Source organism: Geothrix sp. (assembly GCF_020622065.1).
In the GTDB taxonomy this organism is placed as follows: Bacteria; Acidobacteriota; Holophagae; order Holophagales; family Holophagaceae; genus Geothrix.
In genome coordinates, this window is record NZ_JAHRYQ010000001.1 from 1,563,378 (window position 1) to 1,589,039 (window position 25,662).

Here is a 25,662-nt window from a genome sequence, read left to right on the forward strand (position 1 = left end):
AGACGAACCGAACTATCGTGGTGAATCCGTTTTCACTACGAACGGCTCACCGCTTCGGATACGCCGGCACCGGCGGGAAGCTCGGTGTGGGGTTCTCCTTGAGCTGCTTGAGCAGGGTCTCAATGCCCACTTCGAGCTGGCGGTCGTGGCCCTGGAGCAGGCTGGCAGGATCGTTCTCCACGGTGAGGTCGGGGTCGGCGCCGTGGTTCTCCACCCACCACTTTCCTTCGCGGCCGTAGAAGCCGTTGTTGCTCTGCTCCACGGTGCCGCCATCCAGGGTGAACTGGGTGTTGATGATGCCCACCAGGCCGCCCCAGCTGGGCACGCCCACGATGGTGCCCAGGTTGCGGGCCTTCACATGCATGAGGAAGGCTTCGCCGTCGCTGCCGTTCTGCTCATTGCTGAGGAAGACATAGCGGCCGTCGGAGGCCGTGTTGGGGTAGCGGAAGGGGGCCACGCCGCGCATGACATTGAAGCCCACCTGCTTGCGCTCCAGCTTGTCGATCATGAAGTACTCGGTCCAGCCGCCGCCGTTGCCGCGCACATCGACGACGAGGCCCTTCTTGTAGCGGAAGGCGCGCCAGTACTTGTCGAACTGGCCGATGTTCTGGTCGCCCATGGCCGTGATGTGCATGTAGCCCAGCTGGCCGTTGGAGGCCTTGTCCACCGCGGCGATGTTGCCCGCGATCCAGCGCTCGTAGCGCAGGGTCCAGTCGCTGGCGACGGGTTCCACCTCGATGGTGCGGGCGCCTTCCAGCGAGGGCTTGCCGTTCACGGTGAGGGTCACCTTCTGGCCCTTGATGACCTGCAGGCGGGCCTGGATGGCCTCGGGGGCCCGCAGGGCCTTGCCGTCGATGGCCAGCAGGTACTCGCCCTCCTTCACCTTGGGCGCGGGGTCGGCCAGGGGGGCCTTGAGGGTCATGGCATAGGGCGTGGGGCCATAGACCTTGGCGAACTTGTAGAAGCCATGGTCGGCGGTGAAGTCGGCGCCCAGGTAGCCGGGGGCCACCAGGCTGGGCGCGGGCCGCGCGGGGCCGAGGTCGCCGCCGCCCACATAGGTGTGGCTGACATTCAACTCGCCCACCATCTGGCTTAGGAGCCAGTTCAGCTCCTGCCGGGAGTTCAGCTCCGGCAGCCAGGCGCGGAACTTGGCCCCGATGGCGTTCCAGTCGTTGCCGTTCATGTCCTTGTCGTAGAAGAAGTCCCGGTACCAGCGCCAGGTGTCCTCGAAGATCTGCTTCCACTCCTCGCGGGGGGCCGCGGTCATGGTCATGCGCTCCAGGTCGAGCTTTTCGGGCAGGGCCTTGGTGGCGAACAGGGCCGCGGCCTCGCCCGCATGGTAGTTGGCGCCCTTGCGGATGAGCACCCGCTTGCCCTCGGCGTCGAAGGTCCAGTTGCTGACCGGATCCGTCAGCACCACTTCCTTGTCCTTCTTGGCGGCGGGATCGTAGAGGTGCAACTTCCACTTGTCCGCGCCCCGGGGCCCGTAGAGCTCTTCCACGACGCTGTCATCCCAGCCTTCGACCTCGTCCCAGCCCACGAGACCCTTACCGGCCTGCAGGTGGAAGAGGTTGCCGGGCTTCACTGGCAGGGGCGCGATGCGCTCCGACAGGCCCGCCACATCGATGCGGAAAGCGCCGGGGGCGGAGGAGGAAGCTGCCGGCTTCTCGTCGCCGGCCTTCAGCTTCACGGCCATGACCTGCACCGGCGCGGACTGGATGTGGTTGTCCTGGCTGGGGTCGAGCCGCGTCTGGAAGTTGTTGTAGCTGAGAAAGTAGAGGGTGCTGCCATCCTGGTCGAACCGGGGGTTCAGGCAGTCGTAGAAGCCATCGGTCAGCGTGACCTTCTGCTTGGTCGACAGGTTGTAGAGGTGGATGCGGCTGTTCCGGTTGGGCTCGACAAAGGCGTAGGCGACCCACTGCGAATCCGGTGCCCAGGCGTAGTCGCTCACCTCCCAGGTGAACTGGTCGTTCTTCAGCTCGTGGGACTCGTCGACCTTCGTCAGCTTCCGGCTGGCGACATCCATCACATACAGCGCGAAGCTCTTGTCGCCGAACAGCACCTTTGTCCCGTCCGGGCTCCACTCCAGGTGGTAGAGGGCGGTCTTCAGGCCCGTGGGGATCCGCTCCGGGGCGCCATCCACCGCCTGCACATAGAGGTCGTAGTCGCCGCTGGCGTCGCTGAAATAGGCCACGCGCTTGCCGTCGGGCGAGAGGCGCGGCATGCGCTCGCGCACGCCCGGCGTCTGGGTGAGGTTCTTCGCGGGCTTCGCGGCGTCCGTGGGCACGAGGAACACCTCACCCCGGGCCTCGAAGACCGCCGTGCCGCCCACCAGGCTCATGGCCTGGATCCAGTCCTTGGGGTTCACGGGCCGCGGCGCGGCCTTCCAGCCATCGCTGCTGGTGGTGACCGCCACGGGATGCACGGCCCTGGTGGCCAGGTCGAGGGCCTGCAGGTGGCCCCCCTGCACGAAGACCACGGTGCGGCCATCGCTGCTGGGCTGCTGCACATCGAAATCCTTGAGGTCCGTGAGCTGTTCCACGGCCTTGGTGGCCGGGTCCACGGCATAGAGGTTCGTGATGCCGTTGCTGCCGCGGTCGGACTCGAAGACCACCTTCCCGCCGGCCCAGATGGGCGCGCCGTTCCGGCCCACATAATCCGTGAGCTTCTCGAACCGGCCGGTCTTCAGGTCCGCCAGCCACAGGTCCTGATGGCGACCGCCCTTGTAGCGCTTCCAGTAGTACTCCACCACGCCCTTGGTGCTGTAGGCCAGGCGTCCGCCGTCCGGCGAGACCGTGCCCTGCACCCCGCGCGGCACCGGCAGCGCCTCGGGCTCGTGGCCCTTGAGGTCCACGGTGAGGAGCCGCTCCACGGGCCGGAAGTCGTGATCGGCGACGGTCTTGTAGACGACCTTCCGGCCATCCGGCGTCCAGCCCTGCACGGTGGCCGCGCCCGCCCAGGTGAGGCGCCTGGGCGCACCGCCCTCCGCGGGCATCACATAGACCTGGCTGGCGCCGTCGTACTGGGCACTGAACGCGATCCACCGGCCGTCAGGGCTGAAGCGGGCCGCCGTCTCCAGACCGGGATGCGTCGTGAGCCGCCGGGCGGCGCCGCCCTTGAGAGAGCCGAGCCAGAGGTCATCCTCCCAGGTGAACACCACGCGGTCGCCCTTCACATCGGGCGCGCTGACGAAGCGGGGGGCGCGATCCTGGGCCACCAGGGCAAAGGCCACGAGCGCGAGGGCGGAAACGCGGAAGCTCAGCATCAAAGACTCCGGGAACGGGTTCGCCATCATACATCGTGAAACGATGAATGTGGAACCGCAGCTTCTAGAAGAGCTTCCCCACCAGCGCCGCGAGGGCCGTCTCGGTGCGGAGGATGCGGGGGCCCAGGTCCAGGGGCCGCATCCCCGCCTTCAGCAGGCTCTGGGTTTCCGCCTCGATCCACCCGCCCTCGGGGCCGATGGCCAGGGTGACCGGCGCCGCCAGCACCTTCGGCGCCGGCCCGCCGGTGCCGGGATGGGCCAGGAGCCCGGTGCCGCCCTCCAGCAGCCCCGGCAGCTCGTCCTCCACGAAGGGCCGGAAGAGCCGCGCCAGGCGCAGTTCCGGCAGCGCCGTGTCCTTGGCCTGCTCCAGCCCCAGGATCAGCTGGTCGCGCAGGTGCTCGGGCTTCAGGCGGGGGCTGCCCCAGTAGGCCTTCTCCACCTTCCAGGCGTTGAGCAGCACGAGGCGCGCGGCACCCAGGCTGGCGGCGGCGGCCACCACGCGGTTCAGGACCTTGGGGCGCGGCAGAGCGATCAGCAAGGTGAGCGGCAGCTTGGGTGGCGGCGCCTGGTCCAGCGTCAGGGCCAATTCCAGGACCTCGTCATCCAGGCGCAGCACCCTGCCCCGGCCCATCATCCCGCCCAGCAGGCCCACGCTGAGGTCGGCTCCGATTCCGGCCCGGTGCACCTCGCGCACATGGGCCAGCCGCCGCCCGGTGAGGCAGGCGCGGCCCGGGGCCACCAAGTCCTCCGGGAACAGCAGCACCAAGTTCAAGCCAGGTCCTTCACCAGGATCAGGTCGCGGTCGACCTGCTGCCCGATCTGGAAGATGTGGTCGCCGGCTTCGCGGAAGCCGCAGCGGCCGTAGAAGGCCAGGGCCTTGTCGTTGTGCTCCCACACGCCGAGCCAGAGCACATCCGCGCCCCAGGCCCGGGCCAGATCAAGACAGGCCGCCATCAGGGCCGCGCCCCGGCCCCCGCCCTGCGCGGATCTCAGGAGGTAGATGCGCTGCAGTTCCGCCGGCCTCGCTCCCCCGACACAGGGCTCCCGGTGCCCCAGGCGGAGCTGCGCGAAGCCGACGGGAACGCCTTCCAGCTCCAGCACCAGGCCCGGCCGGGATGGATCGGCCAGTTCGGCCCGCTGGAGCGCCTCGCCGTAGGTCGCCTGGAGAAACGCCGCCAGGTCCTGCGGCGAACAGATCGCCTCGAAGGTCTCGGTGAAGGTGCGGGCGCCCAAGTCCGCCAGGAGCGGGGCGTCCGCCACGGTGGCGGGTCGGAGGGTCACGGCGGTCATGGGCGCGACCTCCCCCCGGTCCCGGGCTTCGCGGGCCCTTTGGGCGCCGCTGGGGCTTTGGACTTGGCTTTGGCTTTCGCCCGCTCTGCCACGGCGATGGCCTTGGCCATCCAGAGGGCCAGTTCGTCCGTATCCTCCAGCACATCTTCAGGCAGCTCGTAGTAGCCCATGGGCTTGCCGGGGTCGCCGAAGGGCAGGAAGGGGCCCATGCCCGCGGCCTCGAAATCGGGGCGGTTGGTGGCGTCCACCTTGAAATACAGCACGCCGTCGTCCGCCAGGGCGAAGGCGCGGCCCTCGGCGAAGAAGCAGAGACCGCCGAACATCGCCCGCGCGGTGACGGGGCGGATCCGCCCCAGTTGTTCCAGGAGGTATGTGCGGAAGCTCACAGAGACGGCCATGGCGACCATGCTACCTTCCCCAGGGCCCGCCGGTACGACCGGCCTTTCGACAGGATCCCCCATGCGGATCAACACCCTCGACGACCTGCTCCTTGCCGTGAAGAACCGTCCCCACAAGCGGCTGGTGGTGGCCTGGGCCAACGACGCCCACACCCTGGAGGCCGTGAACGCCGCCGTGGCGGCGGGCCTGGTGGAGGCCATCCTCGTGGGGGACGAACCCGTCATGGTGAAGGTCTGCCAGGAACAGGGCCTGCCGAAGGAGCGCTTCCGCATGGTCCACGCGCCCACGGATACCGAGGCCGCCGCCAAGGCCGTGGCCATGGTCCGCTTCGGCGAGGCCGATCTGCTCATGAAGGGCCTGCTCAGCACGGACAAGTACATGCGGGCCATCCTCAACAAGGAGCAGGGCCTGCTCGATCCCGGCGCCATCCTGAGCCATGTGACCGTGATGGAGCATCCGGGCCACCCCAAGCTCCTCATCGCCGGCGATGTGGCCGTGATCCCCGAGCCCGAGTTCAAGGAGAAGGTCGCCATCCTGGGCTACCTGGTGAAGGTGGCCAGGGCCCTGGGAATCGACCTCCCCAAGGTGGCCGTGCTGTCGGCCTCGGAGCAGGTCATGCCGAAGATCGCGTCCAGCGCCGAGGCGGCCATGCTGTCGAAGATGGCGGACCGCGGCCAGATCAAGGGCGCCCTCGTGGACGGCCCCATGGCCCTGGACGGGGCCATCGACCCCGAGTCGGCCCGCATCAAGGGCATGGGCGGCCCCGTGGCCGGGGATGCCGACTGCCTGCTCTTCCCCAACCTCGAGGCGGGCAACACCTTCTACAAGGCCGGCACCAAGCTGGGCGGCGCCGAGATCGCGGCCGTCGTCACGGGTGCCCGCGTTCCCTGTGTCCTCAGCAGCCGTGGCGACAGCGCCAAGACCAAGCTGAGCTCCATCGCGCTGGCGGCCCTGCTGGCCTGAGCCGAGTCCGCGGCAGAATAAGGGCCGACCCGTCCCTGGGAGGAGTGCGCCCGTGAATCCGACCCATCCGACCGACCTGCCCACCGCCGCCGAAACGGCCCTCGTCGATGCCGCGATCATGGGCCGCCGCTCCATCCGGGCCTTCCAGCCCACCCCCGTGCCCCGGGCCGTGGTGGAGGACATCCTGCGGGTGGCCTCGCGGGCGCCTTCGGGCACGAACCTCCAGCCCTGGCAGGTGCATGTGCTGACCGGCGCCGCGCTGACGCGGCTCTCCGACAGGATCCTCGCGATCTACGCCGACCCCGCGGAGCTGGCCCGCCACGAGCGGGAGTACGACTACTACCCCAAGGAATGGACTTCGCCCTACCTCGAGCGGCGCCGGAAGGTGGGCTGGGATCTCTACGGCCTCCTGGGCATCGCGAAGTCGGACCGGGCCGGCATGCACGCGCAGCACGGCCGCAACTACCGGTTCTTCGACGCGCCCGTGGGCCTCATCTTCACCATGGACCGCGTTCTGCAGGTGGGCAGCTGGCTGGACTACGGCATGTTCCTCCAGAACATCATGGTGGCGGCCCGGGCCCGGGGCCTGGACACCTGCCCCCAGGCCGCCTTCACCCAGTTCCACCGCGTCATCGCCCAGGAGCTGGGCCTGGGCCCGGAGCAGATGGTGATCTGCGGCATGGCCCTCGGGCACGCCGATCCCTCGGCCCCCGAGAACGCCCTCGTCACCGAGCGGGCGCCCGTCTCCGAGTTCGCCAGGTTCTACGAGAAGTAGGACCCCTTTTGTCCATTAGGCCTGGGGCGGATAGTCCTTGGCCGTCTCCCGTCCGGACAGCACGCGCAGGGCGCCCTTGGCGAGGGCGGCCATCTCGTTCTCGCCGGGGTAGACCTTCACGGGGCAGCCCAGGGCCGCGGTGAGGCGGTTCAGCTCGCCCACCAGCTTCGGCGAGCGCGCCATGCCGCCCGTGAGCAGGACGGCGTCGATGCGGTCGCCGCCGAAGGCCGGCACGAGGGCCGTGATGGCCTTGGCGATCTGGTAGGCCAGCGCGTCATAGACCGCCTTCGCCTCGGCATCGCCCGCGTCCACGCGGCGCTCCACCTCGCGCATGTCGGAGGTGCCCAGCAGGTCGATGAGGCCGCCCCGCCCCTTGTTCAGGAGCTTCAGTTCCGCCTTGGTGTACTTGCCGGAGAAACAGAGGTCGATGAGCTGCCCCACCGGCAGGGTGCCCGTGCGCTGGGGGGAGAACGGCCCTTCGCCGTCCAGCCCGTTGTTCACATCGATGTAGCGGCCCCGGCGATGGGCCCCCACGGTGATGCCGCCGCCCATGTGGGCCACGATCACATTGATGCGCTCGTAGAAGGTCTCGTGCTCCTCGGCGTAGCGGCGGGCCGTGGCGATCTGGTTGAGGGCGTGGCTGATCACGCGGCGCGGCAGCTCCTTCAGGCCCGTGATCTTCACCTTGGGATCGGCCTCGTCCACCACCACGGGGTCCACGATGTAGGCAGGCTTGCCCGTGCCGGCCACCAGCTCAGAGGCGATCAGCGCCCCCAGGTTGGAAGCGTGCTCGCCGCGCTGGCCGGCCTTCAGGTCCTCCAGCATGGCGGGCCCCACGGTCCAGGTGCCGTGGGGGATGGGACGCAGCAGGCCGCCGCGGCCGGCCACGGCATCGAGATCCCCCAGGGACAGCCCCTTGTCGGCGAGGAAGCGCAGCACGGACTGCTTGCGGAAGGCGAATTGCTCGGTGATGGGCCGGCCCTCGAAGGCCTTCAGCTCCTCGGCCGGGTGCTGGAGCTCCTCGGTGAAGCGCTCCTCGTCGCCCTCGAAGATCGAGGTCTTGGTGGAGGTCGAGCCCGGGTTCAGCACCAGCACACGATGGCGCCGGAAGAAGGTGTCCTTGGGGGTGCGCTTCCACTCGCCGTAGGCGTGCAGACGCAGGACCGAGGCCTTCACCGCGAGGCGGATGTCCTCGGGCGTGCAGTCCATGGGCAGGTCCACGCCCTGGAACCAGAGGCCGAACATGACCGGGAACTTCCGCGCCTCGGGGAACCGCGTGGCGTAGAGGTGGTAGAGCAGGTTGCCCATGTCGAGGTTGGGGCAGACGATCACATTGGGTCCGCCCTCCCAGGGCAGGCCGTCCGGGTGGTAGAGGTCCGCGGACCGGCGGGACAGCGCCACGCTCACCTTCACCTCGCCGCGGATGTGGATGCTGGCATAGCGGGTGCTGTGGGCGATGCGCTCGGCCAGGATGTCCGGCACCAGGTCGGCCGCCTGCCGCACCAGCTCGGGCGAGGGGCCCTCGTCGCTGCCACGGTTCGAGTAGGACACCATGGCGCAGCGGATCTCCGGCAGCACCTCCTCAGGGAAGAGGTCCCGGGCCACGGCGCAGGTGCCCACGGCCACCTCGGCCAGGGTGCGCGGCGTCATGGTCGCGTTCACGCCCACATCGCCGAACACCACGATGTTGTGGGGATAGACATCACTGGGATGGGAGTCCGGCAGGACGAACACGCCCGCCTCGCAGGCGACGCTCCGGTGGGCCAGCAGCTCCACCATGGGCCGGAAGAAGGCCTTGGGCTCATGGATGGCCCCGCCCACGACCATGTCGGCATGGCCCTGCTTCACGGCCCAGATGCCGAACCGCCCGGGCTCGGACACCAGCAGGCGGGCTTCGTCCAGGGTCAGGGGCCGGCCATGGGTCCGGCCGAAGTCCACGCAGGCGGCGGCGAAGGCCTCCACCAGGTCGGGCCGGGTGGCGGGCACCACGAAGGCGCTCTCCGACAGCGTGTACGCCACGCGGTCGGCGCCGAGATGGGCCAGGTGCTGGGCGGCCACGGCGCGCACCTCGGCCTCGGGTGCCAGGAACACGGGCCGGATGAACCGGCTCAGGAAGCAGGCGGCTTCGAGGGTGCGGGGATCCAGGGCCTCCGGAAACATCACCGTGGGGCGGTTCCGGGGTTCGGCCAGCAGTCGGCTGTCGAGGGACGCTTCGATGTCAAACATGGGACTCCAAGACCACTGGGGGCCTTCAACCTGCCGAGTCTATCAGGCGGAAGATTCTATGTTGTCTACCCGGAAGTCACATTTGATCCTGGCGGTCTGTCACCCGCACGGACTCCACCCAGATCACCTCGCAGGAGCCGTCGCCGGTATCCGTCCGGGTGAGGCTGCTCACCCAGTGCCAGCCGTCCTTCCCGTCCGCCCGCACGAGCTGGCCCCGGAGCGCCACCACCTGCCCCGGCTTCACGGCCAGCAGGCGCCTCTCCACGAGGGGCGTGGCCGGGATCAGGTGCATGTTCGCGCTGTGGGCGATGACTTCAGCCTCGGGAATGGGCATCCGGGGGGTGCTCCAGAAGTACCAGCGGTCCCGCTGCTGGATGCTGAAGGCGCCAAGGATCCGGGAATCCGACATGGGCCCCCAGCCCAGGGCGAAGTCCACCGGAGACAGCTCGGCGGGCCGGTCGAAGCGGTACCGCTCCACGCCCAGCACCCGCGCCCGCAGCTCGAACCGGGCGAGGGCCGTGAGCGTGTGGTTCCGGAAGGTCCAGGGGGCCGGGGCCTCCGGCGGCGTCTGGAGCGGGTCCTCCGGCGCGAGCACCCCCGGCGGCTGGGTCACGGGGCGTCCCTGCCACCACCCGAGCCCGGCCAGGGCCGCCAGGACCGCCACCACCACGGCCCCTCGCCGCTCCCGAAGCCACTCCAGCCATCCGCTCATGCGACCAGACTACCCGCCCCCCGGGAAAGGGTGATGTCCGTCACGGCGCGGAAGGCCGGTTCGCCTATGTTCACAGCCTTCATATGGTTCTTTCCGCGTTGGATCCCAGGTGCCCGCTCGAAGCCGAGCCGGGGCACCGGACCGCGAGAGGGCCCCGGAATCTGGGCGGGACGGCGCCCCGGACTGGACAGCGCCATTTAACCCGTCCCTTGGAGTCCTCATGGACCTCTCCTGGCTTTCCGCCAACCCCGGCCTGAGCTTGCTGGCTCTCCTCGGCGCCGCCTTCGCGGCGCTCCTCCTCAGCAAGTGGATCCGCTACATTCCCAACAACCGCGTGGGCATCGTCGAGAAGCTCATCAGCCGGAAGGGCTCGGTCAAAACCGGCCTCATCGCCCTCGACGGCGAGGCCGGCTATCAGCCTCAGCTCCTGCGCGGCGGCTGGCACCTGCTCACGCCCTTCCAGTACCGCATCCACAAGATGCCCCTGGTGACCATCCCCCAGGGCAAGATCGGCTACATCTTCGCCCGCGACGGCAAAGATCTGCCCCCCTCCCAGGCCCTGGCCAGCAATGCCCACGGTGCCGACTTCCAGGATGTGGTGGCCTTCATCCAGGGTGGTGGCGAGAAGGGCCCCCAGCGCCAGATCCTGCGTGAGGGCATCTACGCCATCAACCTGGTGCAGTTCGTGGTGCTCACCGAGGACCGGCTCTTCTACCTCCCCCTGGATCCGGGTGAGCTCGAGACCTTCCAGAAGATGAGCGCCATCATCACCGAGCGGGCCGGCTGGCGGCCCGTGATCATCAAGGGCACGGACGACGCCGTGGGCATCGTGACCGTCCACGACGGACCCAGCCTGGCCAGCGGCGAGATCATCGCCTCTACCGTGGGCGAAGATCCCCACCAGGTCACGACCTACCACAACAACTTCCAGGACGCCGACAAGTTCCTGGTGGCAGGCGGCCAGCGCGGGCGCCAGTACCAGGTGCTGGTGGAAGGCACCTACTACATCAACCGCCTGTTCGCGACGGTGGAGCTCATCCCCAAGACCGTCGTGGAGGTGGGCACCGTGGGCGTGGTGGTGAGCTATACCGGCGCCATTGGCGCCGACATCAGCGGCCAGGAGTACCGCCATGGCGAGCTGGTGGCCAAGGGCAGCCGCGGCGTGTGGAGCGAGCCTCTGCTGCCCGGCAAGTACGCCTTCAACACCTACGCCGGCAAGGTGCTCATGGTCCCCACCACCAACTTCATCCTGAAGTGGTCCAAGGGCGAGGTGGGCAGCCACAAGTTCGACGAGAACCTGGCCGAAGTGAGCCTCATCACCAAGGATGCCTTCGAACCCAGCCTGCCCCTCTCCGTGGTGGTGCACATCGACTACCGCAAGGCGCCCCTCGTCATCCAGCGCTTCGGCGACATCAAGAAGCTGGTGGAGCAGACGCTGGATCCCATGGTGAGCGCCTACTTCAAGAACATCGGCCAGACCCGCACCCTCATCCAGCTCATCCAGGACCGCAGCGCCATCCAGGAGCAGAGCGGCACCCAGATGAAGGAGAAGTTCGCCCAGTACAACCTCGAGCTGCAGGAGGTTCTCATCGGCACACCCACCAGCGGTGCGCCCGGCGGGCAGATCGAGCAGATCCTCGTCCAGCTCCGCAGCCGCCAGATCGCCGACGAACAGGTGGAGACCTATGGTCGCCAGCAGAGCGCCGCGGTGAAGGAACGCGAGCTTCGCGAAGCCGAAGCCACGGCCAAACAGCAGACGGCGCTCACGGAATCGGCCATCAGCATCCAGGTCCAGAGCAACCAGGGCAAGGCCGAGTACGCCAAGGCCCAGCAGCAGGCAGCGCAGATCCAGACGCTGGCCGGCGCCGAAGCCGAGAAGGTGCGCCTCATGGGCGAAGGCGAGGCCAAACGCATCAAGGTCATGGCCGAAGCCCAGGCCGAGCAGGCCGCCCGCGTGGGCATCGCCCAGGCCATGGCCATCGAGGAGCAGGTCCGCGCCTACGGCGGCCCGCAGTTCCAGCTGGTGCAGCAGGTCATGAACCGCTTCGCCGAGGCCATCGAGAAATCCCAGGTGGATGTGGTCCCCAAGATCCACATGGGTGGGGGCGACAAGGGCGGCGGCAGCCTCATCGAGAGCCTGCTGGGGCTCCTGCTCAGCGAGAAGGCCGGGCAGCTGGCGGGCGTGGCGACACCAACCGCCGCGAACCCGGAGGCCGAGGCCCTGAAGGCGCTCCTGCGGCAGAACCTGACCAAGTAGCCCGACTTCGACGACCCGAGAAAGGGGCGGCGATGCCGCCCCTTTCTCGGGTAGGTTTGGAGCATTCTCTCCCGCTAATTAGGACGCCCCATGATCCTTCTGCTCCTCCTGTCCCCGGCCGCCCAGGTCCAGTCCCAGATCCAATCCCAGGGCCTGGCCGCCCCCCTGCCCGCCCCGGCGGAAGCCCTGGTCCGGACCAAGGACTGGGCCGGCCTCGCGGACTGGTTCGAGACGGTACCGCCCGCCACCCGGGGCGCCCACTACGAGATGTGGATCCAGGCCCTCAACCGAAGCCGGCGCTGGGAGCGGCTCGCGGCAGTCTGCGAGGCGCTGCAGCCCCAGCTGGAAGCCAAATCCGGCCCCCGCCTGGCCACCTACCGCCTCTACCGCGCCCAGGCCCTGAGCCAGCTGGGGCGCCATGGGGACGCTGCGGCCGCCCATGCCGAGAACGGCCGCCTCGGCTACCCCGATGGCTTTCCCAACGCCTGTGCCGAGGCCCGCCTGGCGCAGGACTGGAGCACCCTCCAGACCTGCGCCGACGCACTGCTCGAGGCGCGGCCGGGGGATGCCATGGGCCAGGCCTGGAAGGGCGAGGCCCTGGCGCGCCAGGGGCGCCTGGCCGAGGCCGAGCCGATCCTCCGGGAGGCCGTGGCGAAGGAGCCAGGGATCGCCCACGCCTGGAACAACCTGGGCCGCTGCCTCAACGAGAAGAAGGCCTGGACCGAGGCCTGCGAGGCCCTGGACCGAGCCCTGACCCTGGAGCCCGGCCAACTCGAGGCCCTCTTCAACCGCGGCCGCGCCCGCTTCGAGCTGAAGCGCTACCGGGAGAGCCGCGACGATTTCCGCGCCGCCCTCGCCCTGCGCCCCGACGACCCCGTCCTCACCGAAAACCTGCGCCAAGCCGAGCGCTACGCCGCCCTGCCCGCCCCCAAGCGGCCTTAGACTGCCTCACGAACAGCGTTCGCGTCCCCCATTCGGTTTGCATCGGAGCGACCCGTTTCAGCTGCAGAAAACCCGACACCATCCGCCCATTTCCGGTCTGCCCATTCAAATCGCCCCGTTCAATGGCCCCACGGTAAAATCAACACTTACACCCCTCTCAAACCGGATTAGGCGAACTCCGAACACCTTCGTCCCCACCGTCCAATTTAAAGTTAGGCTTACCCAGGATTTCTCTCGGTTGGGCTGCTGATACCGTTCGCCCGCCAAACCAACACTGTTCGGCGTGGCCCACCCAGAAACATCAGAACTCTTGTCATCATCATCCATCCTGGTCGGTACCCTGGGTCCACGCCCAGCATTTCAAGCCTTCTGTTCACCGAACTCTCTTCGTTCTTTCCACCTTCAAGAACGCTTGGAATCGCAGTTCGGGGCGCTCTCAATCAACAACCTCGAAGTGCCTAACCAATCGTTCAAGCGGACCCCGGCGCAAGCGCCTGGTCCGCTTAACTCAAATCGTTAGGCGCTTCCGAGTCTCCGATGACCAATTCTCAAATCATCATGCTCCTTCTCATCGCGGTCCTATTCCTCGTCATTTCGATATATAGCGTGATTCGTTTCGATAGGCTTTTAAGAATTGAATACGAAACAAATCGAGAGACTTGGATAGCTGATGGCAAGCCAAAGGGCTCGTTTTGGTGGGCACCGGGGGAGGATTCATATCAGAACGCCATGGCCGCCCGGTATTTTATGTTTAAGGTCATTTTTAAAACACCTGATTGGATAAATCAAAATGAGACCGCGAAAGATTATTTACGGCAACTGCGAATTGCCGCTCTAATCTGGAGCATAGCCTACCTTCTGTTTTTCATACTCTTTCTATACAGTGCTGCAACCAGCGCCTAACCCTCAGCTCAACTCGGACCCCGCCTGCATTGCCTTCCGCTCTTTCTCTTCATTCGTCTTCCTCGGCTCCGCTCAGCGCCTCGGCGCAGGCGGGGCCGGTTAGCCACATTCGTTAGGCCGCTGATGAAACGCCTTCTCCCAATTGCATGCGCCCTGGTACTCGGCTGTCAGCCAAGCAAGGTTGATGTGTCCTCAGCTAATCACCCATTGCTGGCGGATTATAAATCCTCCCAGAGCTTCACTCCATCATGGAGTACCATTTATCATCCATCTGTTCATCAATGGAATCAGTCCATCAATCTGGGCAATGGCCTGACTCTACTGGTTACCGCCACTGGTTGGATTAGTGGTGAATTTCAGGGGCAGTTCTCTGATGAATCCACACCACGAACAATCGGCCATCCAGGCGACTACGTCTATCCTTGCGATTTAAGATATAACGCCTCGAAGAAACTCCTTTTTGCCAAAGCAAGTGGCCTCGCTGGTGGTATCGAGAGGGTCACAGTGGTCTTCGAATACGATGTCCAACAGAGGCGGCTGCTTCATACCTATCACGTTGCCGAGAACCTTCTCCCACCAGATCCAACGCCTATAACTCAGCGGCCTAACCCTTAGCTCAACTCGGACCCCGCCTGCATTGTCTTCCGCTCTTTCTCTTCGTCTCGCTTCCTCGGCTTCGTTCATCGCCTCAGCGCAGGCGGGGCCGGTTAGCTTCATTCGTTAGGCCTCACCAACTCTCTTCCCCTGCTGGTCCGCAGTTACCGTTCGCCCGCCGAACCAACACTGTTCGCGGTGGCCCACCCAGAAACACTAAGACTCTTGTCATCATCATCCATCCTGGTCGGTAACCTGGGTCCACGCCCAGCATTTCAAGCCTTCTGTTCACCGCGTTCTCTTCGTTCTTTCCACTTTCAAGAACGCTTGGTATCGCAACTCGGGTCGCTCGTTAACATCAGCCTCGAAATGCCTAACCATTCGTTCAAGCGGACCCAAGCGCAAGCGCCTGGTCCGCTTAACTTCTTCCGTTAGGCGCCAACCTCATGCTCCCTCAACTCGCCACCATACTAAACTCCCAAAAACCCGGCGCCGCACTGATCAACGCTATCGACAAATTGCTTTCTGAAGATCGGTATCTTTTTTCATGCGACGCAAATGAGCGCTCATTGACTCACCGTCTTGCTTGCCACATTCAATGTGAATTTACAGATTGGCACGTCGACTGCGAATACAACCGCGATATCAACTCAAGTGATGAGGTCCATTTTAGGAAAAGGCTAATCGGCTTGGCGTTGGACCCCAATTCTGATGACACCGAGGGAAAGACTGTGTTCCCCGACATCATCGTGCATAAACGAGGTAGTGCTAATAACCACCTCGTCATTGAGGTTAAAAAGTCGAATAGCTCCGTTTCACGAAATATCGATCTCGACAAACTCCAAGCCTACAAATCCGAATTAGGCTATTCGCACGCCTTGTTTCTTGTATTCAACACAGGCCAAGCCCCATCCTTGGAGCACGCCGAATGGAGGTGACATGAAAAATAGGATGAGAATCGCGATTCAAGTGGCTGGCGCGCTTCTTCTCTTGGCCTTCATTCGTCCTGCGTGGAAGACGGAAGGTTACACTTGGAATCAACGAGGGCACTTTATCTCTATGCCTGACTGTGGCACTGAGTGGTCCTTTTTGTGGGTATCCAAAGGAGTATTCGAGAATACTGGCGGCAACTATACTCATTGGACCGTGACGCGCATTGACTGGGCAAGGATGGCTCCCATTCTCGTAATTATTTTCGTCGTATCAGGTCTGGTCTTTGTTTCCATGAAAGACAAGGCGTAGGTAGAGGCGCCTAACCCTCCGCTCAAGTCGGACCCCGCCTGCATTGCCTTCCGCTCTCTTTCAACATCTTGCTATCCCGGCTCCGCTCATCGCCTCGGTGCAGGCGTGGCCGCTTAGCTGCTTTCGTTAGGCGCCAGGAGATCCATGGTCGATCTACAAAAAAACCATCCATTTGAGCCAGAGCACACCCAAGAAGTGCCTGAAGAGCTCTTTGCGGAAATAGGGTGTCGACTTGTCCTGCTCCAAGATCTAGAAATGTTCATCGCATATGTCTCAAAGGTCGTTTTTGCAGAGAATGCTCAAAAAGCGAAAGAAGCCATATTGAATGCCGACACCATGACACTCGGCCAGCTAATGGGGCTTCTGAGAAAGAACGTTGAGATAGAAGAATCATTCGACGAATGCCTAAAAAGGACTTTGGGCGCTCGAAATTTGTTCGTCCATGAGTTTTCGCATGAGTTCAATATCCATACTGAAGCCGGGGCTAAAGAGGCAATTAAATTTCTCGTGGACACCATGGATGACCTCGAAGAATCCATGCAGGTAATGAAAGCCGTCATTGTATCGTTCGGCCGTAGCAGATCCGTTGAAGACAAGGAACTTGAAGATTACTGGCGAAAGCATGGGGATTTGAGTCAGCTTGAATTAAAGTATATTCCTCGAGCATCAAAATCACTTAAAAAGAAAACGCCTTAAGTGTGCATATACCTTTCGTGCTGCTCGATCATAAATTCCCAGGTCAGCCGCCTAACCCTCAGCTCAACTCGGACCCCGCCTGCATTACCCTCCGCTCTCTCTCATCGTTCCGCTTCCTCGGCTTCGTTCATCGCCTCGGTGCAGGCGCGGCCGGTTAGCCACATTCGTTAGGCCGCAAGTTGCGGAATATTCGGACGGCTACATTCCGTAACAATCAAATGGAAAGCTTCGATGACCGCACAACATGTAACTCAGGGCAAAGCTGCTTTGCTGTTTCGGCGAGGAATCATCCTATTACTTGCCGGACTTCTGATTTTTTACCATACTTATACCCTCTTTGATTTGTATTTGGGTACAGGTACGAGTGTCCATACGAAATATGAGTATGTACAGTCGACTCTTCGCGTGGGTATCACTCTAAGCTTGCTTCTCGTCGTCTTTGGCAGCCGTCGAGCCTTGTGGGGAATGTGGACCGCGATTACCGGTTTGATTGTTACTCACTATTGGGCCCATTTTGGAAATCTGCCCGTTGATTTCACTCAGGGCAGGCACCCCCTCTCCTACTTAAAGGGATTTATTATTCCGACCATCATTACGCTGGCATTCTATTCTTCAAACCATTCCACCGATTCAAAAACGAAAGCTTAAAATCATTCAATTTGATGCGCGATCACGGCCTAACCTTTCGCTCAACTCGGACCCAACCGCACCTGCCTTTCGCTCTCCTTCGTTCTTTCCGATTTCCGTTCTCCACCCTGCGTCCGGCTGCGGTTGGTCCGGTTAGCTTCTTTCGTTAGGCGTAACCATCACTATTGCGCCTCTGGTCCGCAGTTACCGTTCGCGCCGCATTTCAGTACCGTTCGCGGTGGCCCACCCAGAAACGGCTGAGCATCTGCCATCGTCGAGGTAACCTGGGTCCACGCCCAGCAGTTCAAGCCTTCTTCCTGCCTCACTCGTTCTTTGCTCTTCAATTCTCAGAACTGTCGGCGCGGCAATTCGGATCGTTCTCGCACCCATTTCACGCCGCGCCTAACCTCTCGCTGCAGCGGACCCAGGCGCCAGCGCCTGGTCCGCTGAGCTTCATTCGTTAGGCGCCATATCCCCCCTGGGAATCCCATGGATACTGAAGCTGCTTTCGTTACCTATGTCCCTCCAGCGGCGATCCTGGTGCTTATGGTGACCTTCGCTTGGTCCCCATGGGATTTATGGCGAATCCTGGGTGCCATCATCGTCATCGTTTTCCTAGCCCTCCTTACAGTCGCCCGCCGGCAGCTAGGGAATTCCTTCTCCATAACTGCCGAAGCTCGCAATCTCGTAACGACAGGCATTTATTCGCGGCTCCGCCATCCTGTGTACGTTTTTTCTTCCGTATTAGTCCTTGGCTTAGCTCTGTACTTCAAAATGCCTTGGCTGGCAGTCATTCTAATCATCATCCTTCCCATGCAGTTCCTTCGGGCACGCCAAGAAGAGAAAATTCTGACTCAGGCATTTGGTGAGGCCTATCTCGCCTATCGAAAGACAACATGGTTCTAAAGCCTTTCCCGGCGCCTAACCTCTCGCTCAAGTCGGACCCCGCCTGCATTGCCTTTTGTTCTCTCTCAGCATTTCGCTATCCCGGCTCCGCTCGTCGCCTCGGTACAGGCGTGGCCGCTTAGCTTCATTCGTTAGGGCTCCTCAATGACAGAAGTTCCCATCGAACAACTGCAAGCCCAGACCAAGAAGCAATGTAAGCACATTCTCATATATTGGGCAGGGCTCGCGGTCTTCACGCTCGTGATGGCCATTCTTGGGTATGCCGGCGGTGAGGGCTTTCTCGTCGCATTCGTTGATTTCTTTGTATTCATTTTCGTCTTCATTTCATACTCGATTACAGCCTTGCCTCTTGTCTTCTCGAAATCGATCGAAATCCGGAATCTCGGCTTCATGCTGCTCGGTTCACTATTGATCTTTCCAATTCTGATAATGCTCGCGGTCATGGCTACCAATCTCTTTTCGCACCCGTCGCCCTAACCTCTCGCTCAAGTCGGACCCCGCCTGCATTGCCTCCCGTTCTCTCTCAACATTTCGCTATCTCGGCTCCGCTCAAAGCCTCGGTGCAGGCGTGGCCGCTTAGCTCCATTCGTTAGCCGTCCAATATGCCCAACCATCCCATCTCAGTCCTAGCTCATGCGCTAAGAGGGGCGATTGAATCCGTTCCACCAGATGAACGTCCTATCACTCTCTCCGCATTCCCTCGTGGTTCGTGTGGAGATGCGTCATTACTTCTCGGAGCTTATCTCGCAGATTCCGGAATCGATGGATTCATGTACATCTGCGGAGAGCGTGGTTCTAGAGAGCGAAACACCTGGACTTCCCATGCATGGCTGGCAAAAGGTAGCTGCGTAGTGGACATTACTGCCGATCAGTTCGAAGATTCCCCGGCGCCAATCATCATCGCTGACCCATCCCATTGGCATAGCCAGTTCACTACCGAACCACCTCAGCCCTCCGATTTACGTTCGTGGCATGGTAATGGAGTTGATTCACTCCGGGCTTTCTATATCAAACTGTGTTCAGGTTTCTTGGGCGCCAATACCCAATGACACGGCCCACGGCTAACCCTCCGCTCAACTCGGACCCCGCCTGCATTGCCTTTCGCTCTCTCTCAACTTCTCGCTTCCTCGGCTCCGTTCAGCGCCTCGGTGCAGGCGGGTCCGGTTAGCTTCATCGTTAGGCCTCGAAAAGCCACACCTCACATTGCTTTCAGGCACTTCGCATTTCCCACTCGTCTCGCAATTCTTTCGTTCTTTCAATCGTCCGCTCGGTTTCCTCGTCGTCTCGGTCCATGCCGCGGCAAACCTGGCGTCTCGGCCTAACCTTCAGCTCAACTCGGACCCCGCCGGCATTGCCTCCCGCTCTCTCTCAGCTTCTCGCTTCCTCGGCTCCGCTAAGCGCCTCGGTGCAGGCGGGTCCGGTTAGCTCCATTCGTTAGGCAGGTCTCATGAGATTGGTAATCGTGCCAGCCGTGCTTGCTACATTCAGCCCGACCGTCTGTAGTGCTCACCAAGACATGGTCATCGAAATCCGAAAAGATGGCACATTCGTTGGGCTGCCAAAAGATTTCACCCCTGCCTCAATTCAGGTCGAATTTTCAAGCTCACCAACCGATCAACCAATCAGATCACTGGCTATCACCCTAAGTGGTCACACAATTCAGATCCCGGCCATCCTTCTAAAAACAATGAACTGCCAATCTATTGATGCAGTGTTTGCATCTGCATCTTGGTATCACGATGAAAAGCTTTTGCCCTTTTACATGCAGATTGAATTCCTTGAACCAGGTTTTGATAAATTACGTCCTGATAATCCTGGAATTGTAATGCTCCTCAACCTTCGAACCGGAATGGTGATGGAAGTAAGAAGGATTGTAATCACCAAGCCTAGGGAATCATGGGAGGGGCGGCTCATCGACATTGAAAAACTTTGTTCTCCCCGTGAATTGAAGGAGTTCTATTCCCCACTACTTATCAATAAGCGGCGCAGATAGGAGCTCACACCTGCCTAACCCTCCGCTCAACTCGGACCCCGCCTGCAATGCCTTCCGCTCTCTCTCATCATCTCGCTTCCGCGGCTTCGCTCAGCGCCTCGGCGCAGGCGGGTCCGGTTAGCTTCTTTCGTTAGGCCGCTCATGAAGAGGTTGGTTGTTCCGATCCTGTTTCTTTCAGCTGGGCTGCTATCCGGGCAGTCCCAATTCGCGACAGGAACTTGGTCCTGGTCTGGGTCGTATGAATCTGGCGGGCATCTCCTCACCAAGCAGACGGGCAATCGAGTCCGTTTTCAGCTCGAAATCCAGCGAGGTGGTCCTTCTTACAATTCTGGATTCATCGAGGGTGAGTTTATTTTGAAAGGGCACAAGGGCACATTCCGAACCGACGAATTTGGCCCGTGTGAGATCGTCTTCGATTTTCGAAATGGAGAAGTCTTTCTATCTCAGCCAGAGTCGAAGCAAGCCTGTGGATTTGGGTTTGGAGTCTATGCCCAAGGCTCGTATACATGTCGTAGCCACAAGCCCCCTAAATTTTCTAAAGGCGACCCTAGAGTATCTGAGTAATGAAACTAGCCGGCCTAACCTCTCGCTCAACCCGGACCCCGCCTCCATTGCCTTCCGTTCTCTCTCAACATCTCGCTACCTCGGCTCCGCTAAGCGCCTCGGTGCAGGCGGGTCCGGTTAGCTTCTTTCGTTAGGCCTCGAAAAGCAGGCTCGTCAGAACTCCGTTCGGCTGGTCAATTCGCCTGTTCGGCCGTTCTGCTTGGGGTTTCGAGGCGGGCGTGCGTTCATGGTGGCAAGCCCCAGGTCGCTCTTTCCAATCCCCGCGTGGTTTCCCCTTCGCCTCGGTTCATGCCACGGCAGAGCTGGCGTCTCGGCCTAACCTTGCGCTCAACTCGGACCCAACCGCCCTTGTCTTCCGCTCTCCCGTCCTGGTTGGGATTCCGCTCCCCTCCCATCGTCCGGCTGCGGTTGGGCCGGTTACCTTCGTTCGTTAGGCTTCAGAGCACTCTTCGCTTGCATGGAGAAAAAATGAAAAGAAGAACAGTAATTGCAAGCCAGGTGGCTGGAATTCTTCTTATTTTGGCGTTTATACGTCCAGCTTGGAAGACAGATGGAATCACCTGGAGCGACGAGTATCGGCGAGAGGTCTATATAAATGATTGTGGAACACAATGGACCTTCCTATGGAAACCCAAAGGAAGTTACACAAATAGAAAAAATAACGAGGTTCGCTGGGAAACAACTCATATTGATTGGGAAAAAATGCTTCCTGTTTTAGTTTTGATTGCTGCAGTCGCAAGCCTCGTGCTGGTGTCTGTAAAAGATAAATATTGAACCATAAATGCGCCTAACCTTTCGCTCAACTCGGACCCCGCCTGCATTGCCTTCCGTTCTTTCTCAGCATCTCACTTCCTCGGCTCCGCTCAGCACCTCGGTGCAGGCGGGGCCGGTTACCTTCATTCGTTAGGCATCACCAAGTTTCTTCCCCTGTTGGTCCGCTGTAACCGTTCGCCCGTCGAACCAACACTGTTCAGCCTGGCCCACCCAGAAACACCAAGACCCTTGTCATCATCATCCATCTTGGTCGGCAACCTGGGTCCACGCCCAGCTTTTCTAACCTTCGGATTTGCACTTCCTGAAATCCTGTTCTTTCCCCTTTCAATACTAGGTGCCGCGTATTCGGGTCGTTCTCTTACTCAAATCGCGCCGTGCCTAACCCCTCGCTCAAGCGGACCCCGGCGCAAGCGCCTGGTCCGCTTAGCTGCTTTCGTTAGGCCTCACCAACTCTCTTCCCCTGCTGGTCCGCAGTTACCGTTCGCCCGCCGAACCAACACTGTTCGCGGTGGCCCACCCAGAAACACTAAGACTCTTGTCATCATCATCCATCCTGGTCGGTAACCTGGGTCCACGCCCAGCATTTCAAGCCTTCTGTTCACCGCGTTCTCTTCGTTCTTTCCACTTTCAAGAACGCTTGGTATCGCAACTCGGGTCGCTCGTTAACATCAGCCTCGAAATGCCTAACCATTCGTTCAAGCGGACCCAAGCGCAAGCGCCTGGTCCGCTTAACTTCTTCCGTTAGGCATTTGAGGAATCCATGAGACCAATAGTCGGATTGCTCAGTCTTGGGCTCACATTCGGGTCAATTTGCTGCAATGCACCCTCAAATTCACCCCTAGTCCCCGCTCCCGGAAATTCGGATTGGGATAAGGGGTTTCGTCGACCTATCAGCATCGAAGAGGCAGAGCGAAAGCATTCGGTCACAGATCCAAGGTTGGGGAAAGAACCTGTCGCATTCGGTTTCAATCATGCGGAGTGGTTGAAGTTCAAATCCCAGATCCAACCTACGGACATTCTTATTGAGTTCTATGCGCCGCCTCCACCTGGGGCTATCCATGGAACTGGAGGTCTTGAACTCCTTCGAAATGGTAAAATCATTGATACGCTCATTACCCTTACCTAAGGACCTGGTGGTCTTGGCACATGCCTAACCCTCAGCTCAACTCGGACCCCGCCTGCATTGCCTCCTGCCCTCTATCTGCTTCCCGCTTCCTCGGCTCCGCTCGTCGCCTCGGTGCAGGCGGGTCCGGTTAGCTTCATTCGTTAGGCCCTCTACCAAATGAACCCCTCAATCCAAATCGCCGAGTGCCCTGGTTGCCACAAGGCGATATACAAGGGGCACCGATACCCCTGGTGTGTTGAGTGCGGGGAGCGTTTTAGCAGGCGTTTCTTATCGGCGTACCCTGAGGTGTATACCTCAAAGCCCTATACAGGTCCGAGAGTCGAGGGACCAAGTGAAGCGACCTCCTCATTGTTCGTTGGGTATGGCCTACTGGTCGTTGGCTTGGGCATGCTTATTACACCTTTCTTCTGGCATCCCAACTACTCAGCAGAAGATACCTTCCTCAATATGGCCCCGTACGCTGTCATCTGCTTGGGGGCCGGGTGGAAGTACCTTCATTACAAAAAGTCAAAGCAGCGGAACAGTACGCCCTTGGCCTAACCCTCAGCTCAACTCGGACCCCGCCTGCATTGCCTCCCGTTCTCTCTCATCGTTTCGCTTCCTCGGCTCCGTTCAGCACCTCAGTGCAGGCGGGTCCGGTTAGCTTCTTTCGTTAGGCCTCACCAACTTTCTACCCCTGCTTGTCCGCAGTTACCGTTCGCCCGTCGAACCAACACCGTTCGCAGTGGCCCACCCAGAAACACTAAGACTCTTGTCATCATCATCCATCCTGGTCGGCAACCTGGGTCCACGCCCAGCTTTTAAAGCCTTTGGGTCCACAGTTTCTGAAGGTCTGTTCTTTCCCTTTCAAATCTAGGAGCCGCGAATTCGGGCGTTCTCTCTCCCTCGCATCTCGCCGTGCCTAACCTCTCGCTCAAGCGGACCCAGGCGCAAGCGCCTGGTCCGCTTAGCTTCATTCGTTAGGCGTCACCATGGAGATGCCGAATCATGTCTAACAACCATCTGGAACAACTAGTTTGTGAATGGTACGAGGTCCAGGGCTACTTCGTGCGAAGGAATGTACTGGTTGGAAAGCGAAGCGCTGGGGGCCATGAAACCGAACTTGATGTTGTCGCCTTCCACCCAGAACGAAAACATCTAGTTCATATTGAACCCTCACTCGATACAGATTCTTGGGCTCAACGAGAATCCAGATACACGAAGAAATTTTTAGCGGGGAAAAAGTACATTCCCTCTATGTTTCCGAATCTAGGAATCCCAAAGGATATAGAACAGATCGCACTTTTCCTCTACGGCAGCGGTACAACTCATCCAACCCTGGGTGGTGGGCGCCTTATGCTCGTTTCCGATCTTATGGCTGATATCATGAAATATCTACTCGATCACAGCGTCAAAAAAAATATGGTGTCAGAGCAATTCCCTCTTATTCGCACTCTTTTATACGCCTCCGAATTCCGAAAGAATATTGCTCCTATTTGGTTCCCGGCCAGTAACGCCTAACCCTCCGCTCAAGTCGGACCCCGCCTGCATTGCCTTCCGCTCTCTCTCAACATCTCGCTACCTCGGCTCCGCTCATCGTCTCGGTGCAGGCGCGGCCGCTTAGCTTCATTCGTTAGAGCCGCCAACAATCATGCCTTCACACAAAGTTCTAAAAAGCGTCGCTCACAATACAGCGCACTCCTTCACGAGCGCCATGAATTATTGGGGCAATGACTATGTAATGGGCCACCTGCTTCTGGCTGCCCGCAATTCCGGGAAATTCATTCTTCATGTTGATCTTCTGAGAGCCACGGCAGAACCACCTGAACTCCTCCCAGCCCCTGTCCTCGGTTCTGTAATGGGTTACTGCACTCAATTCCCAGCACTGTTGCAACGCAGTGGTTCTGACCTAAGTTTGGTCACCGCAGCGCAAATGTCAGTCACCTACGATCTCGCTCAGACCCGTCCCTATTCGTCTGATCCGCGTTTGATTGAGTCACCTTACCTCTGTGAAGTACAGATCATCGATGACAATGGGAAACCCCATACCGGCCAAGTTTCTGGTTGGTGGTGTCCCGAGACTACTTCTCCCTCAAAGCCTTCACTATGGGCTAAGTTCCAAGAATGGTTCCGGCGGCCCTAACCCTCCGCTCAAGTCGGACCCCGCCTGCATTGCCTTCCACTCTCTCTCAACATTTTGCTATCCCGGCTCCGCTCGTCGCCTCGGTGCAGGCGTGGCCGCTTAGCTTCATTCGTTAGGCGCCATGAATTCAGCCTATTTTGAGAACCGTATTACATCGAGCGAATCGCTCGAGGATATAGCCATGGTGCTCGAAATCCTCCTCAGTGGCGGGTACGCAGTCGGGTACGAAGGCCAGATTGGCAGTATTCGAAAGCTGGTAGATAGTTTCAACGGGTTGCGAATCGAAATATTCTCTCGCGAACACGCTCCGCCTCACTTCCATGTTTCGAAAGGTAGTATCGATGCCACCTTCTCAATATCAGATGGGCGTTATCTCAACGGAACCATAGGAACCAGAGAGAAGGCACTCATCGAATGGTGGTTCGCTCGTTCTCATGCCAAATTGGTTAGGATCTGGAATGAAACCCGTCCAAGTGGCTGCCAAGTAGGTCCCATCCATATCTCCGGCGCCTAACCCCTAGCTCAACTCAGACCCCGCCTGCATTGCCTTCCGTTCCTTCTCTTCTTCCCGCTTCCTCGGCTCCGCTCAGCGCCTCGGTGCAGGCGTGGCCGGTTAGCTTCATTCGTTAGGCCGCTCATGAACAAGGCAATAACTCTTGTGCTTGCCCAAGCCACACAGTCGTTGCTGGCTCAAGGTGCCTCTGCCGAGATTATTGTTCTAGAAGTAGACAGACAAACTATTACCTTAGACTTCCATAAAACCAAGGTCGGTGAGGTCAAGGATGTAACTGATTGCGTATACATCTCCTGGAGAAAGGGCGGTATATCACACCGTCAGGCGATCCAAGCACTTTCGAGACTGGCTTGCGTGGATAACGATCGCTTGAAGGGCCGCCCCCCATCATTCCACGGCGATAGTTGGGTCTCTACGGGGCATTGGTCCAAAGTCATTAACGATGTAATTTACATTTACACCAAAGGAACCAAGGAGCCTCTGGATTCTGGTCGAATTAAGTTGTTATTTCTCCAACACGGATTGGCAACACGAATCGTCACAAAATCCGGGGAACGCATTGAATTTGAAAAGAAGCCACTATCCAACAACCAGAAAGCCCAGTTAATTGCCTGCGTGCAACAGCTTGAGGAACTGATTGCTCAAGATGATCGATTTTCTGAGAAAGAGCCTTTCGATGCATCTCTTAAATCTGGAGATTGCGAAAGTACCGTTGTGGTTAATACCCTAAAGCCAGCCCAGCGGCCTAACCCTTAGCTCAACTCGGACCCCG

The 25,662-nt window shown here is 60.6% G+C and carries 21 protein-coding genes and 1 pseudogene; 15 read left to right on the plus strand and 7 right to left on the minus strand.

Features of this window, described 5'->3' with window-relative positions; genetic code table 11:
- Window positions 1-46: 46 nt before the first annotated feature.
- The 4 genes from QZ647_RS07325 to QZ647_RS07340 form a co-directional block, all read right to left on the minus strand.
- Complete coding sequence (locus QZ647_RS07325) at window positions 47-3,265, minus strand: S41 family peptidase (RefSeq protein WP_291271528.1); 3,219 nt, start codon at window positions 3,263-3,265, stop codon at window positions 47-49.
- A gap of 64 nt (window positions 3,266-3,329) precedes the next feature.
- Window positions 3,330-4,037: a 16S rRNA (uracil(1498)-N(3))-methyltransferase gene (locus tag QZ647_RS07330; RefSeq protein WP_366526138.1), complete on the minus strand. Its 708-nt coding sequence runs from the start codon at window positions 4,035-4,037 to the stop codon at window positions 3,330-3,332.
- Window positions 4,034-4,555: a GNAT family N-acetyltransferase gene (locus QZ647_RS07335; RefSeq protein ID WP_291271529.1), complete on the minus strand. Its 522-nt coding sequence runs from the start codon at window positions 4,553-4,555 to the stop codon at window positions 4,034-4,036. The genes QZ647_RS07330 and QZ647_RS07335 overlap by 4 nt, the downstream gene beginning before the upstream one ends.
- Window positions 4,552-4,962: a TfoX/Sxy family protein gene (locus QZ647_RS07340; RefSeq protein ID WP_291271530.1), complete on the minus strand. Its 411-nt coding sequence runs from the start codon at window positions 4,960-4,962 to the stop codon at window positions 4,552-4,554. The genes QZ647_RS07335 and QZ647_RS07340 overlap by 4 nt, the downstream gene beginning before the upstream one ends.
- 52 nt (window positions 4,963-5,014) lie before the next feature.
- On the opposite strand from QZ647_RS07340, the gene QZ647_RS07345 reads away from it, so the two are divergent.
- A complete protein-coding gene (locus tag QZ647_RS07345) occupies window positions 5,015-5,917 on the plus strand; it encodes a bifunctional enoyl-CoA hydratase/phosphate acetyltransferase (RefSeq protein WP_291271531.1) in 903 nt (300 codons plus the stop codon).
- Window positions 5,918-6,035: 118 nt separating this feature from the next.
- Window positions 6,036-6,692: a nitroreductase gene (locus QZ647_RS07350; RefSeq protein ID WP_366526157.1), complete on the plus strand. Its 657-nt coding sequence runs from the start codon at window positions 6,036-6,038 to the stop codon at window positions 6,690-6,692.
- 15 nt (window positions 6,693-6,707) lie between these two features.
- Here the strand turns inward: QZ647_RS07350 and buk are convergent, their stop codons facing one another.
- From buk to QZ647_RS07360, 3 genes and pseudogenes are all read right to left on the minus strand, one after another.
- Window positions 6,708-7,847, minus strand: a complete 1,140-nt coding sequence (buk, locus tag QZ647_RS15570) for a butyrate kinase (RefSeq protein WP_366526158.1) — start codon at window positions 7,845-7,847, stop codon at window positions 6,708-6,710.
- 42 nt (window positions 7,848-7,889) lie between these two features.
- Window positions 7,890-8,918: pseudogene (locus QZ647_RS15575) on the minus strand (phosphate acyltransferase); the annotation flags it as partial.
- A gap of 76 nt (window positions 8,919-8,994) precedes the next feature.
- Entirely contained in the window at window positions 8,995-9,630 is a 636-nt protein-coding gene (locus QZ647_RS07360) for a hypothetical protein (RefSeq protein ID WP_291271534.1), read from the minus strand.
- Window positions 9,631-9,850: 220 nt separating this feature from the next.
- On the opposite strand from QZ647_RS07360, the gene QZ647_RS07365 reads away from it, so the two are divergent.
- From QZ647_RS07365 to QZ647_RS07420, 13 genes are all read left to right on the plus strand, one after another.
- The gene (locus tag QZ647_RS07365; protein WP_291271535.1) at window positions 9,851-11,887 is read left to right on the plus strand and encodes an SPFH domain-containing protein; all 2,037 of its coding nucleotides are present in this window, start codon (window positions 9,851-9,853) and stop codon (window positions 11,885-11,887) included.
- A gap of 90 nt (window positions 11,888-11,977) precedes the next feature.
- Complete coding sequence (locus tag QZ647_RS07370; RefSeq protein WP_291271536.1) at window positions 11,978-12,829, plus strand: tetratricopeptide repeat protein; 852 nt, start codon at window positions 11,978-11,980, stop codon at window positions 12,827-12,829.
- A gap of 1,026 nt (window positions 12,830-13,855) precedes the next feature.
- Window positions 13,856-14,347: a hypothetical protein gene (locus QZ647_RS07375; RefSeq protein ID WP_291271537.1), complete on the plus strand. Its 492-nt coding sequence runs from the start codon at window positions 13,856-13,858 to the stop codon at window positions 14,345-14,347.
- Between the two features lie 425 nt (window positions 14,348-14,772).
- Window positions 14,773-15,264: a hypothetical protein gene (locus QZ647_RS07380; protein ID WP_291271538.1), complete on the plus strand. Its 492-nt coding sequence runs from the start codon at window positions 14,773-14,775 to the stop codon at window positions 15,262-15,264.
- 1 nt (window position 15,265) lies between these two features.
- On the plus strand, window positions 15,266-15,568 hold the full coding sequence (locus QZ647_RS07385) for a hypothetical protein (protein WP_291271539.1): 303 nt from the start codon (window positions 15,266-15,268) through the stop codon (window positions 15,566-15,568).
- A gap of 144 nt (window positions 15,569-15,712) precedes the next feature.
- Window positions 15,713-16,264 (plus strand): hypothetical protein, encoded by a 552-nt coding sequence (locus QZ647_RS07390; protein ID WP_291271540.1) that lies wholly within the window; start codon window positions 15,713-15,715, stop codon window positions 16,262-16,264.
- Window positions 16,265-16,495: 231 nt separating this feature from the next.
- The gene (locus QZ647_RS07395; RefSeq protein ID WP_291271541.1) at window positions 16,496-16,912 is read left to right on the plus strand and encodes a hypothetical protein; all 417 of its coding nucleotides are present in this window, start codon (window positions 16,496-16,498) and stop codon (window positions 16,910-16,912) included.
- A 468-nt stretch (window positions 16,913-17,380) separates the two neighbouring features.
- The gene (locus QZ647_RS07400) at window positions 17,381-17,797 is read left to right on the plus strand and encodes an isoprenylcysteine carboxylmethyltransferase family protein (protein ID WP_291271542.1); all 417 of its coding nucleotides are present in this window, start codon (window positions 17,381-17,383) and stop codon (window positions 17,795-17,797) included.
- A gap of 1,516 nt (window positions 17,798-19,313) precedes the next feature.
- On the plus strand, window positions 19,314-19,790 hold the full coding sequence (locus QZ647_RS07405) for a hypothetical protein (RefSeq protein ID WP_291271543.1): 477 nt from the start codon (window positions 19,314-19,316) through the stop codon (window positions 19,788-19,790).
- A gap of 1,032 nt (window positions 19,791-20,822) precedes the next feature.
- Complete coding sequence (locus QZ647_RS07410) at window positions 20,823-21,128, plus strand: hypothetical protein (RefSeq protein WP_291271544.1); 306 nt, start codon at window positions 20,823-20,825, stop codon at window positions 21,126-21,128.
- 2,113 nt (window positions 21,129-23,241) lie between these two features.
- The gene (locus QZ647_RS07415; protein WP_291271545.1) at window positions 23,242-23,754 is read left to right on the plus strand and encodes a hypothetical protein; all 513 of its coding nucleotides are present in this window, start codon (window positions 23,242-23,244) and stop codon (window positions 23,752-23,754) included.
- An 803-nt stretch (window positions 23,755-24,557) separates the two neighbouring features.
- Window positions 24,558-24,890 (plus strand): DUF4160 domain-containing protein, encoded by a 333-nt coding sequence (locus QZ647_RS15580; protein ID WP_366526159.1) that lies wholly within the window; start codon window positions 24,558-24,560, stop codon window positions 24,888-24,890.
- Between the two features lie 123 nt (window positions 24,891-25,013).
- Complete coding sequence (locus tag QZ647_RS07420; RefSeq protein ID WP_291271546.1) at window positions 25,014-25,646, plus strand: hypothetical protein; 633 nt, start codon at window positions 25,014-25,016, stop codon at window positions 25,644-25,646.
- Window positions 25,647-25,662: the final 16 nt, after the last annotated feature.